Origin of the sequence: Myroides sp. DF42-4-2, assembly GCF_030326445.1 — a bacterium.
Taxonomy (GTDB): domain Bacteria; phylum Bacteroidota; class Bacteroidia; order Flavobacteriales; family Flavobacteriaceae; genus Flavobacterium.
The window spans coordinates 64103-77633 of sequence record NZ_JACAKI010000006.1; the positions used below are offsets into that span (position 1 = coordinate 64103).

At 38.9% G+C, this 13531-nt stretch carries 9 protein-coding genes; 3 read left to right on the forward strand and 6 right to left on the reverse strand.

The window, feature by feature from the left end; translation table 11 throughout:
• The first annotated feature begins 122 nt into the window (after window positions 1-122).
• Window positions 123-2975: an aminomethyl-transferring glycine dehydrogenase gene (gene gcvP, locus HX062_RS06550; protein WP_286466853.1), complete on the forward strand. Its 2853-nt coding sequence runs from the start codon at window positions 123-125 to the stop codon at window positions 2973-2975.
• A 63-nt stretch (window positions 2976-3038) separates the two neighbouring features.
• Here the strand turns inward: gcvP and HX062_RS06555 are convergent, their stop codons facing one another.
• Genes HX062_RS06555 through HX062_RS06580 form a run of 6 tightly spaced genes read right to left on the reverse strand, consistent with a single transcriptional unit; the run spans window position 3039 to window position 9893 of the window.
• A complete protein-coding gene (locus tag HX062_RS06555) occupies window positions 3039-4970 on the reverse strand; it encodes a TonB-dependent receptor plug domain-containing protein (protein WP_286466854.1) in 1932 nt (643 codons plus the stop codon).
• Window positions 4954-6015 (reverse strand): zinc metalloprotease, encoded by a 1062-nt coding sequence (locus HX062_RS06560; protein ID WP_286466855.1) that lies wholly within the window; start codon window positions 6013-6015, stop codon window positions 4954-4956. Before HX062_RS06560 ends, HX062_RS06555 begins: the two co-directional genes overlap by 17 nt.
• Window positions 6005-6877: a SagB/ThcOx family dehydrogenase gene (locus HX062_RS06565; RefSeq protein ID WP_286466856.1), complete on the reverse strand. Its 873-nt coding sequence runs from the start codon at window positions 6875-6877 to the stop codon at window positions 6005-6007. The genes HX062_RS06560 and HX062_RS06565 overlap by 11 nt, the downstream gene beginning before the upstream one ends.
• Window positions 6867-7721, reverse strand: a complete 855-nt coding sequence (locus tag HX062_RS06570) for a hypothetical protein (RefSeq protein WP_182627120.1) — start codon at window positions 7719-7721, stop codon at window positions 6867-6869. Before HX062_RS06570 ends, HX062_RS06565 begins: the two co-directional genes overlap by 11 nt.
• A gap of 13 nt (window positions 7722-7734) precedes the next feature.
• Window positions 7735-9015, reverse strand: coding sequence for a YcaO-like family protein (locus HX062_RS06575; RefSeq protein WP_182627122.1), 1281 nt, complete (start codon window positions 9013-9015; stop codon window positions 7735-7737).
• The gene (locus HX062_RS06580) at window positions 9012-9893 is read right to left on the reverse strand and encodes a hypothetical protein (protein WP_255492409.1); all 882 of its coding nucleotides are present in this window, start codon (window positions 9891-9893) and stop codon (window positions 9012-9014) included. The genes HX062_RS06575 and HX062_RS06580 overlap by 4 nt, the downstream gene beginning before the upstream one ends.
• Before the next feature lie 1405 nt (window positions 9894-11298).
• On the opposite strand from HX062_RS06580, the gene HX062_RS06585 reads away from it, so the two are divergent.
• Entirely contained in the window at window positions 11299-12222 is a 924-nt protein-coding gene (locus HX062_RS06585; protein ID WP_182627124.1) for a helix-turn-helix domain-containing protein, read from the forward strand.
• Window positions 12223-12317: 95 nt separating this feature from the next.
• Window positions 12318-13514 (forward strand): MFS transporter, encoded by a 1197-nt coding sequence (locus HX062_RS06590; protein WP_286466859.1) that lies wholly within the window; start codon window positions 12318-12320, stop codon window positions 13512-13514.
• Window positions 13515-13531 lie beyond the last annotated feature (17 nt).

Genomic DNA, 13531 nt, shown 5'->3' on the forward strand with positions numbered 1-13531 from the left:
TTATTTTTTTAACCAAAAAGGGCTGAATAATTCGATTAACAAAATTACTAGGAATATACTCAATTTATCTCAGATTTATGGTTATTTTTGTGTGCTTATACACAACTTATTATTTTGCCCAAATGAAAACAAATGCATTTGCTTTAAGACACATTGGCCCTCGTGCTGAGGACGTGGCACAAATGTTGAAAACTGTAAAAGTTGACAACATTGAACAATTAATCGATGAAACTTTTCCAACTTCAATTCGCTTAAAACAAGATTTAGATCTTGCTCCTGCAATGACGGAATATGAGTATTTATCTTATATTCAGAACTTAGGAAACAAAAACAAAATCTTTCGTTCGTTTATTGGATTAGGATATAATGAAGCGGTTTGCCCTGCTCCTATTATTCGCAACGTATTTGAAAACGCTGGTTGGTATACGGCTTACACGCCATACCAAGCGGAGATTGCACAAGGTCGTTTAGAGGCTTTATTAAACTTCCAAACAACTGTTATTGAATTAGCAGGAATGGAAATCGCTAATGCTTCTCTTTTAGATGAAGGTACAGCAGCAGCTGAAGCGATGATGTTATTATACGATGTTCGCACAAGAGATCAAAAGAAAAACAACGCGTTAAAATTCTTCGTTTCTGAAGAAATTTTACCTCAAACACTTTCTGTTTTACAAACGCGTGCTATCCCTTTCGAAATTGAATTAGTTGTGGGTGACCACCAAGCATTCGATTTCTCAGAAGATTTCTTTGGAGCAATCTTACAATACCCTGGAAAATACGGTCAAGTATACGATTATGCTGACTTTATCAATACAGCAAAATCAAAAGATATTAAAGTAGCGGTTGCTGCGGATATCTTGTCGTTAGTAACCTTAACTTCTCCTGGAGAAATGGGGGCTGACGTAGTTGTAGGAACAACACAGCGATTTGGAATTCCACTAGGTTTTGGTGGTCCTCACGCTGGTTTCTTCGCAACAAAAGAAGAGTACAAGCGCAGTATGCCAGGTCGTATCATCGGTGTTTCTAAAGATGCTGATGGAAACAGAGCTTTACGTATGGCGCTACAAACACGTGAGCAACACATTAAACGCGAAAAAGCAACGTCTAACATCTGTACCGCTCAAGTATTATTAGCCGTTATGGCGAGCTTCTACGCGGTGTACCACGGACCAAACGGATTGCGTTTTATCGCCAATCAAGTTCATGCTAAAGCCAATACAGTTGCTGAAAGCTTAGCAAAATTGGGAATCGAACAAACCAATACGGCTTACTTCGACACTATCGTTGTAAAAGCAGACGCTGCTAAAGTTAGACCAATTGCAGAAGCAAATAAGGTAAACTTCTACTATATCGACGCAAACACGATTTCTATTTCATTAAACGAAACAGCAAACGTAAACGATATCAATACCATTATTGCCATCTTCGCTCAAGCTACAGGAAAAGAAGCTTTTACTGTAACAGCTTTAAACGAAGAAGCAATCAATTACCCTGCAAAATTAAAGCGTACTTCTAAATTCTTAGAACACGACGTATTTAATAGCTACCACTCTGAAACAGAGTTAATGCGATACATCAAGCGCTTAGAACGCAAAGATTTAGCATTAAATCAGTCGATGATTTCTCTTGGATCTTGTACCATGAAGTTGAACGCTGCAGCTGAAATGCTTCCATTGAGCAATGGTCAATGGAATAATATCCACCCTTTTGCTCCACTAGATCAAGCACAAGGATATATCGAAATGTTAACTGACTTAGAGCAAAAATTGAATGTTATTACTGGTTTTGCTGGAACAACACTTCAACCAAACTCTGGTGCTCAAGGTGAATACGCTGGATTAATGGCTATTCGCGCTTACCACCATTCAAAAGGAGATTTCCAAAGAAATATCGCGTTAATCCCTGCTTCTGCTCACGGAACAAACCCTGCTTCTGCTGCAATGGCGGGAATGAAAGTGGTTGTGACTAAAACAACTCCTGAAGGAAATATCGACGTGGCTGACTTGAGAGAAAAAGCAGAATTACACAAAGACAACCTTTCTTGTTTGATGGTAACTTACCCTTCAACACATGGTGTGTACGAATCTGCTATCATGGAAATTACACAAATTATCCACGATAATGGCGGACAAGTATACATGGATGGTGCAAATATGAATGCTCAAGTTGGTTTTACTAACCCTGCTTCTATTGGTGCTGACGTATGTCACTTAAACTTACACAAAACATTTGCTATTCCTCACGGTGGTGGTGGACCTGGAGTTGGACCAATCTGTGTGGCAGAACACCTAGTTGAATTCTTGCCTTCTAACCCATTAGTAAAAGTGGGAGGTAAAAATGCAATTACCTCTATTTCTTCTGCTCCATACGGTTCTGCATTAGTATGTTTGATCTCTTATGGTTACATCTCTATGTTGGGAACTGATGGTTTGAAAAAAGTAACCCAAACCGCTATCCTTAACGCGAACTATATGAAATCTAGATTGGAAGAACACTACTCTATTTTATATACTGGTGAGAAAGGACGTGCAGCACACGAAATGATTGTTGACGTACGTGAATTCAAAGAAAAGGGAATTGAAGTAACAGATATCGCTAAGCGTTTAATCGATTACGGTTTCCACGCACCAACGGTTTCTTTCCCTGTTGCTGGTACTTTGATGATTGAACCTACTGAAAGTGAAAGTTTAGCAGAAATCGACCGTTTCTGTGATGCGATGATCGCTATCCGTCAAGAAATTGAAAATGCAACGATTGAAAATCCAGTAAATGAATTAAAGAATGCACCGCATACTTTAGCTTTATTAACTGCAGATAATTGGGATTTACCATACTCAAGACAAAGAGCCGCTTATCCATTAGAATATGTAGCTCAAAATAAATTCTGGCCAACCGTACGTCGTATTGACGATGCTTATGGGGATAGAAACTTAATTTGTTCTTGTGCTCCAATTGAAGCATACCTTGAAAATTAATACCTCGTTATCTTTATAGCAAAAACGCCATCGACATCGATGGCGTTTTTTTTGTAAACTAACTTAGATCCTAACTTGTAACCCAAAATACACCACACGTCGTTGAAAGTTTTGAAAGAAAACACGGTGGTAATCCTCTGTATAATAGGGTGTTTTTTCATTTTTTCGATTGAGTATATTAACGATTGAACAATAGACAACTAGGTAGTGTTTTCCCAATGGAAAAAGTTTATTCACGGTCAAATCAAGGCGGAAATACTGATTTAATTTTCCGTTATCATAGGTGGTCAATAGGGGGATAAATACATTATCTTGTGTATCAAATACACTGTTATTCAACTGGGTAAACCGTTCCCCTGTATGTGTTGTACAAACCAGTGATGCCGTAAAATTCGTCGGATTGGCATAGGTTAGTTGCGCTTTGGTGAAATACATCCAATTTTTCGTATCAACACCATTAACCGCATAAGTACGATGTAAAACAGTATTTGACAAAACAAGCGATAAAAACCGATTCACAGATTGAGTAAACGACCCTTCAATTCCAATCATCCGCTGATCTTTTCCTTGCTCTATAGGCGATAGCTGAGTGGTCCCCTTGTCTTCTTTTAGAAAAACTCCACCGGTAAGGGTTGTATTTCCACGTTCGTAATAGTAGTCAAGGGCGAGTTGCTTACTATTGATCAAGTGTATTTGGTGATCGTAATAGTTCGGTGTGGCGTAACTAGTGTAATTGCCAAGGCCAAAAATAAATCGGTGAAAAGCATTCCACTTGTAAAAACCTGAAAACTGATAGCTAAAGAAATTGAAATCTTCACCTTTGGGCTTAATATTTTTGCGCATACCCAATGAAATTCCCAGCTGATTACTAAATTTATAATCGGTATAGGCATAGAGTTCTGCCGCAGTAAGCGAGCGTGTTTCTCTCAACTTTTGCGTCGGCTGATTGGCTGCTAAGGCATAGTAATGCAAAGGTCTTACCTCATCATAACCGTATTTACTCAGGTTGAGATCAACGCCATATTGAAAATTCCATCCATAATTAATCCGGTACTTATGTGAAATACCAAGAAATACCTGGGTGGTTTTCGTTTCAGCATCAATTGTTTTAAAGCGATATGAAGCCTGACTCCAATCCGCAAGACTCACCAGTCTAAATAGGGATTTTGCTGTGTTATACGTCAGTGTATTCACTGTAAAACCCCTTTTTTGATCTGCTTGAGCATTAGCTCGATATGACAGCTGATACTTCAAGGCATTATAACGTTCATCAATGCCATACGTATAGCTATTCCACCTAAGCGCAGGTGTGAGGATAATGCTAACACTCATCCCAGCATCAATCGACTGAAAGGCGTTTAAATCTGCCAGACTCCCTTTGTTAACTGCTTTAAGCCCATCGCCAAATTGAAAATTGCCATACAGTTGAAAAAAATCCTTTGCCGTTATTTTTTTATTCATTTGTAGCCCCACGGAGGATAAGGCAGCGACCACCTGATATGAATCTCGTTCCAGTTCCTTTGTCGTTTCAATAGACACAATCCCTGCACTCGAATTTCCATAGGTCAAAGGTGGATTACTCGCATACACTTCTTGATTGTCTATCATTTCAGCATTAAACAACGAAAAATTACCAAACCCATTTTCTTGTGTATTCCGAACGGGATTTACAATAGGCGCCCCATTGAGATATACCCTCGACTGATCCGCTTGACCTCCTCTCAAAACAGGATTCGCACTTTCTGTCGTGTTGGTAGAAAAGGGCAAAATGACAATTGCCTTCAATGGATCCCCACTAGAAGCAGGATTAAAGTATACATCCATCTTGTTTAACCGAATACTCGCATACTTCTCTGCAATTGAGTTTTTATTGACGATGACAATTTCATGGAGTGCGTTTGGCAATGTATCCCCTATTCCCTCTTGGGCATGCGCCTGCAAGAAAAAACAACACACCCAACAATAGCCTACTAGCTTTTTAGGCAGAAAAAGCATAGTACAGCAACAAGAATAATGGCATCGCAAAAAACAACCACGCCCCAGCGATTGACAAGCAACTCAACACAAAAAACAAACCATAACCAACCGATCTTACACTGGGTTTATCCTTTAATAAACGCATAAAAAACACCGATGATTTTTGAAACAACTGATCGGTTTTCAAGCAATCACTCAAAACAAAATAACCATCCGTTTGGGGTAAAAACACATTCAAGTTAAACAAAGAGCGAATACAGATCGAAATTAACATAGAGTATCCCATAAACACCAACACAGGTGCACGATCTTTCAATAAGATAATACCTCCTATAATCGCCAAGGAAAACAAAACATCAAATATAAATCCACCACTGTGAATCAACATGCGATGTGACCTACGATCTACCAGACTGATATACAGTTTATTGTACATGACAGGAAGAATAAAAAACAATAAGCCAAATCCAAAAACAGAACCTTTTCCGTTATAGCGCTTGTAAAAAAAGTAATGTCCAAACTCGTGTATACCAATGCTAATCAACACGCCTAAGTAAATAAACAGAAGCAGCTGACTAAAAGAATAGGGAACCAAATAAAGCGTTTTCTTATAGTGTTCAACAAATGAAAAGGGGTATAGCAACACTAACAAACCAACGGCAACAACTATGGTTCCCAAGGTAAAGAGGACAAACCTTTGCACCTTTTTGTGTGCTGCGATGCGCTCTAAACGCGTATGCGTAAAGTCGACCGTACATACTTCCAAAATCGCCTTTCTGCGCTTGCATCCAAAAGCAAATACTCTAGCCCCTGTTCCCTCCTCCAAATCCACCAATAATTTGGTTTGCTTTGCCTTCCCTAACAGCGCATCCAATTGCTCTTCTGAAATTTTCAATTGATCGCTAAAAAACTGAATGACAGCTTGTTTATTCAGAACTTGGGTGTAATAGGCAATGATTTCAAATTCAATTTTGGACAATTTAATCAAGTGGGATCCGTTTTTAATTTGAAGATAGAGGCACTCCCCTTGCTCTTCCCTGCACAAAATCTCATTAAGTTTCATCTTCTTCTCCTTTTTTAGTTCCGATTGCCATACATAAAAAAGGTTGGTGCAACCCATTTTTCAATTCTAGCAATTGGTGCATTTGATTGTTCAAAAAACCGCCAAAAGAACAACACCCAATATCCAAAGCTGCCGCAGCTAAATAAGCGGCATGGACAAATTCTCCGAGTTCCAATAAAGACAAAACGACCCCAAAGTCTTTGTACTTAAAGGAGTGCTTGTTCAAAATAGAAGAAAAAACCAAAAAAGCTGTCGCGTTATCATAGTCTATCGCCCCAGTTGAAGAATGCATAATTGCAGTATAAAACCCTTCTTTTTTTTCTTGGGTGTCAAAGGCTTGAATCTGTTCCAATTTAAAATCAATCACATTATAGCGATAAACACCTAGGGGAAGTTCTTCATTTCGATGGTTAACCAAATGTATTTCTGTGGGGTACAACGCCCCTCCCGAAGCAATATTCCGCCTATGTCGCGTGATTGTTGTTCCTTTAAAATCAACTGTTTCACAACCAGTCAAGGTGTAGAATAGCTGCATAAAACTACTGATCTCCTGAAAACTCAATATCCGTTCAGTAAACGTACGCGTGCTTTTTCTCTTCTTATTCAGTCGGTCCAAGCTCAAAAAAGAAGGAGATGGATTACGCGTGAATAAAAGCGGAAAACTCGGACAAAAACCCATCTCGTAATAGGAGTTATGTATTTTTTTTTGCAAGCTAGGATTGTTGTTCACATGGGCAATCAAAGTAAATTTGTCTAGCGTTTCTATATCGTATTTCTTAAACTTAACCTGTTCGAGAAAATCAAGTGTGGACATACTGAGTTGATGCTCAGACAACAGGTTTAAAATTTCTTCATGAGTCATGGTTCTCCACGTAATGAGGGTTATTTTTCTTTAACAGCTCCAAGTCTTTTGTGCGCCCTTCACTTTCGTAATAGTGCACTAAAAGCTGATACAATTGATCTCGTCCCCATGATGGCGCTTGGGGAGTAGATTCCAATTCATCCGGACAAGACAGCCCTTTTAGTGCATATTCCTCTACTTTTACCATACCGCCAAACATCTTAGGGGTGTGAAAATTATGGGAAGCTAAAACGAAATAGGCGCGTAAATTCGCCTTGTTCAACGCCAAGGCCTTTTGTCCGTACGCAATCACATCAGCAGAGACCTTGCCCAACCTCAGTATATTGACATACTGAATCGAAAAGGAGGTACACATCGCCAACAGCGCATAGTAGTCCGAATTCTCATATACCTCCTCTTGAAGCTCCGCCAAAGCAATGTCAATAATTTTTTCAGCTTTCGTTTTATCCTGCATCACCCCTTGATAAAAAGCTGCCTCATAGTAGTACAAATACGCTTTCCAATAGTGTTGATAAAACCCCGTAAGCTCGGCATCTACCTTCGCTAATTGTGCCACAACAGGCTGTACCTCTTTTTCGTCAAACATTTTTTGCACTGCAGCATCCATGCTCAATTGATAGGAAGATGTGCGTTGAGTTGACAAAGTAGGAAGATACCGCTCAGGAGATAATCTTCCTACTTTCTCATTATGGCCCGTATTATCACAGGTTTTTACTTCTTCTACTTGTTTTAGTTCGTGTGTACTTTCTGCTCGAGGTCCAACGGACGCTGCCACACAACAAAAAGAGCAATAGAACACGCCCAACAACAAGAGGGCGGATAAGGATTTCATATATCGTTTCATAACAGACTTTATATTAAGGAAATGGATGTGGAAAATCAGTAAATAAATCTTCATTTGGATCGAATAGCCCGAGATAAGGATAATTGAAATCCCCTGTCAATAGATTGAGTTGAGGGGTAATGACTTTAATGACCTCAAATCCCAACTGTAAAGTATCCACCGTGCTCAAATGAGCGATGTAAACCTCAGAGATTCCCTTTTTTACCAGTTCTGTTGCTGTCAGATCTTGCAGATGATGGGGGTGTTTCTCCTCCCAAGTTGTCGCATAGTGCTCATCGCTAAGAACATCTGAAAGCAGAGGAACGAAATGAGCCAATTCGGGATACAGATTATACAAGGCGAAATGCTTTTTAAACGAATCGATCTCTGAAAAATCAAACGCGCTTATTTTCTCTCTAGACAAGATATTTCGGAACTTCTCACAGGCAACTTCCGTATATTCAATCCCTTGATACGCTTCCACGACTGCTTTTATCAGCGCTTCTTTTTTATCTAAACGCGAAGCAGCCCCAATACTTTGGTAAACTTTACCTCTTTTTTTAAATAAAATAAACACGACAAATGTCGGGCAAAAGGCATCATCACTACAGTCATAAGTAACAATCTTTACCCGTTTATTCTCGAACAATTGCCGAATCCTTCCATCGGCTTTAAAATGGTTGAGGAGAAACGCTTGGCTGTACTTTTTGTATTTCTTCTGGCGTTGAAAATACCAGAACTTGGCAAATCCATCGCGTTCAATACACTCCAATAGGCCACCTTCAATAGCCGTGCTACGATTGGTATGACAAGCAGTTCCCGTGGAAGTATTTTTGTGATACAGCCCGTCGCCTTGTACATTTTCGACATTAGCCATAAAAAAGGGCAACAGCATTTCCTCTTGGGTCAGGTAGTTTTCTCCTTGAATCCAGTGGGTGGCACAGCTTTCCGTTAAGCGTTTTAACGCGAATTGTGATGCGCCATATTGTTCCTCAGAAAAATAAGTTATCCGATTGGGTGGATAACAGGTGTACTGTTCTTTTAACGCCCTATAAGTCCCGTGAATCAACGCGCCTTTTAACTGAAAACTAGAGGCATATCGCTCCAAGTATTCGCCCAATGCTGCTACAGAAGCTTGGTCTTTATCGAAGGCTATTCCTCCACCAGAGATTGATTCCCGCTTGTTGTTCATCACGAATAAATGATCCGAAAAGCACACACTTTCGTGTAAAGAAGCCGGCAAATACAAATTGCGAGCTATTTGTAGTTCGGGTTTATTCAAAAACCCCAACTCCCCGTGTAATGCGCGAATCATAAGGGATTATAAAGTGCTAAGTTACTACAAATCGAACAGGAAGGCGATTTCAACACGCGAAAGAACTGGTTGTTGTATCGATTGAAATCGATAAACGTGGCCTTGTTGTAGAGCGTTTTATTATTGCGGAACAACACTTTCTTTAGTTCATTGTAAACAAAGGAAGAGTACACCCCAAACGAACCAATGTCAAATACCGAGATCACGTGATCCTGTATTCGTTCTTGCTCCCAGATTTGTTCCATTAGCACTTCGGGATTGAGTGCATTAAAGAGCTTTCTCGTTTCTACGCAACTCAGGCAAACCGTATCTTTAGCGCTGTTCATTAAAGGACCTATCAACATTCCATTCGCATAAAACTCCACAAATAAAAAGTCTGTAGACACGTTCTTCTGAAGGGCACTGATTTTTGCAACAGTTGATGCATTGTAAAAATAAGGCCCAATCAAAAGTGTGAGAGCTTTGTTGTCGCTCGCTTCATCGAAATCAGGGCAAGGCGTATCCGATAAATTATAGAGATTAGACACGCAAATCGACTCAGGTAAGCCCGCGACAAATGCAGATATCCCTTGTAAGTCATGCCCAAATTCGCCAATAATATCGATGAAATAAGATTCTTGTTTTATAGTGTGAGGTGCAATAAGTTCATTTTCTATCAGCCAAGAAAGCAAATCCTCTTTTCTATCTTGTTGTAAAAAAGAAAGACAGCGATCCAATACCAGGGAATCAATGGAGTTTTTTTCTTGTACGGCGCGCAATACAGCAATCAAATCGCAAGCCTGTTGTCCCTTTATTTTTTTTATCGTCGACGAGTCTGAAAGCAAGACATACTCCTCGGGATTGACCTGAATAATTTTCCATTTCGTTGTGTTCATCATTGTATAGGTTAAAAACTAGCAATACCTAGCCCATGGATAGGTATCACTAGCGTTAGTATTAGCAACAACAGCAACAGCTGCAACAAGCATAAATATCTGTTACGGAGGTTGGAACTGAAATTGCTAAAGATGAAACCTCTTTCGTTTCAATCGTTTCAATGGTAAGTTGTAATTCTTTCATTTGCATTAAAATTAAGTTGAATAATACGAGTCAAGTTTTGAGACATTACTCGATATATGCGGTCTATTCTCGATCAAGAAAATATATAGATAAGCCTTCGCGAATGGCTGATCTATCCATATAAGATCGTCCATCAACGGCTGCTATATCGCACTAGACATGCAGAACTAGCAAGACCAGTTGAATTAAAAAATAAGATTGTATAATACCTATAGAAATAGCAAAATGGGAGAATAAAACTAATGCATAACACGTGTCAAGGCAACTACATCAGCTTTGCTATTTAGTAACTATAGGGTATAAATTTGTCTTAGGACATCAAACTATTGCTCTTTTAAATAGGTAAAACAAAATGGGAGATGTGTGTTTTTACCAAGGCAACAGAATAAAAATAAGTATAATTTTTTACACCAAAACAAAAGGATGCAAAAAAACATGATCTTTTAATGAAAAAGAATACAATTATTTGAATTATATATGTTTATCCGGTTCTAACTGCTAAACAGTTCACCGCAAACCGTTAATTTTCCTCATTGCGCAATCGGTACTTCCGCACAATAAAATATACACCGCTGAAGATCAACAAAGCGTAGCATATCCAATTAGCATGATCATAAACAAAAAAATCAAATAGGTTCAATATGAGTGCGATGGTAGTCAACAGCACTAAACCTTTAACTAACTTATCCATTTGAAAAAAATTGAAATTAATTACTCCTTTACTTGAAAATGGCAGTAACACAACTTTGTTCTATGTAGTGCGTTCCTTTCATAAAAAAATTCTCATTACTTCCTCATTATTTCAACAGCAAAAAACATTCCACTTTTAAGCTATCCGTTGAATAAACATGACTAAAAGCGTGAAGTAGCAAACATTAGAAGGCAATCCATACGATTTTTTAACACCCAAAACACTAAAATAACAACCTTTTAATCACAAAAAACGATATTTTACCTAAACAATCGCTTTACGAACAAAATATATACTCCGTTAAAAAAAAAGTTCATAATCTCCACTTTTTACTTTCATCCTTTCCTTACCCATTTCATAGCGCTTTCTTCTTGTATCCTTCGTTCAAAAGCTATAGCCTCCCCACACTTTCACTTCCACAAAAGCTCTTTTTACAAAAAACACGCCTTCTTTTCGTTTCTTTTCAACCTAGAATAGCTGTTTTATTTATTTGATTTTTATAATTTTGCAGCTACTTTTTACACGCCAACTTCATGAGTAAAGATTTAGAAACCATTGCCGATTATTACAAAGAACGATCCTCCAATTCGCTTTCGGAACACTATGCTTTTAACATTCGAGAGTACAAAACTGGAGCGTCTCATTTTAATATCAATATGCGCAAATACTGCAGTTTCACTACTCCTTACAATCGACGAGACTTTTACAAAGTTGGTTTGATTATCGGTTGTGGAACCTTGCACTACGGTTCACATGCGATTCATATAAATCAACCAGCCTTGTTTCTTCCATGCCCAACCACCCCCTACTCATGGACGTGTATTGAAAAAAAACAAGAAGGTTTTTTCTGCCTGTTTAACTATGAATTCTTTACCGAAAACAGAAGCTTAGAGTCGTTTAAAAAAACATCCTTATTCAAAGAATGGGGCAAGCCTTTAATTTTCCTTTCCCCAGACGAATTAGCTCTTGCTCACACTTATTTTCAGCAAATGTACGCGATGGCACAATCCAACTACCCGTTGAAATACGAGGTTATCCGAAACCTGCTAGCCTTATTGCTGCATCAAGCCCTACAGCTAAAAGTAGAGGATATTGCCCTAGAAGATCAAAATGCTTCTATGCGCCTATTTCGCTTATTTGACCAATTGCTAAATAAACAATTCCCCTTAGATTCCCCTGCCTATCCTCTTGCCCTACGTCGACCTATTGACTACGCAAACAAGCTCAATGTGCACGTCAATCACTTAAATGCCTCCATTAAATCAGCAACGGGAAAAACAACCTCCCAACACTTGATCGATCGCCTGCTATTGGAAGCCAAAAATCTGCTAATCAATACCGATTGGGACATTGCGCAAGTTGGTTATACCCTCGGATTTGACCAACCTTCACACTTTACGCACTTTTTCAAAAAACACGTGCATATGACGCCCTTGCAATTTCGAAATCAATTTTAAAAATTCTTTGATTAATACAATTATACCTTTGCCTTTTTTAAGGTAGTGCAACCGCCCTTCTTTTACTTTTGTAGCCTTAAAACAACAATTCACTTATGCTTAGAGAAGCTACAAACCAAAGAAAAAAGCTAGCAACAATCTTAGCTTTTAGTTCAATTCCTCTATCTGGATTTGTAACGGATATCTATTTGCCTTCTTTTCCGTCCATGGCCAGTGATTTGGCAATTACAGAAAAAGAAGTTCAGCTAACCTTAACCTGTTATTTGTTGAGCTACGGAATTTCTCAGCTCTTTGTCGGAAGTATTCTAGACAGTATTGGTCGATATAGACCACGTCTTATTGCCTTGTTATTCATAGCACTATCCAGTACGCTTATTGCCCTTACAAACGACATTTTTTTGATTTGCCTCTTGCGCGTCGTTCAGGGAATCGCAATCTCTATCTTAGTGGTAGCGACCCGTGCCATTTTTATGGATATTTATGAAGAACAACAACGCATTCACTACCTGAGTTACTTTACTGTCGTCTGGTCCTGTGGTCCTATTCTAGCGCCCTTTTTAGGCGGTTATCTCGATGCACTTTTTTCTTGGCATGCCAACTTTTACTTCCTCTCTATCTATGCTGTCGTTCTGTTTATCCTCGATCTACTCATCAGTGGAGAAAGTATTGCTGAAAAGAAAAAATTCAACTTGAGTCAAACTTTACAGCTATATAAAATCATGTTGAGCAATCAAAACTTTATCCTGGGCATTTGCATCTTGGGAATGAGTTATTCCATCGTAATGATCTTCAATATTGCTGGTCCTTTTATTATAGAAAACACCTTCAATCAAAATGCTATTGTCATTGGCTATTGCACGCTCTTGTTGGGGTTTTCGTGGATGTTAGGAGGAATCATTGGCAAAAAGCGAATGCACCTGTCTTTCCAACAGCGCACAACGCGTCCAATTTTCGTTCAGCTTGCCTTGGTAGTCGTCTTGCTAACAGTGAGCTATTACGTTGAGAATTTGTATCTGTTGATGATGGGTTTATTCTTCATCCACATCTGTTCGGGTACTTTATTCAACAATTTTTTCACGACCACAATGCTCGCTTTCCCCAACAACTCTGGAACTGCAGGCGGACTAATGGGCGGATTAACCTACGTAATTACTTCGTTTACGAGCTTTGTTATTTCATCATCTGGGGCAATTGACACTCCATTCCAACTCACATCCCGCTATAGCGTGATGATTTTATGCTTGTTATGCTTGATTTTATACGTCGTTCACCTCAACAAAAAAACACAATAGTCCATAGGAAAAAACAA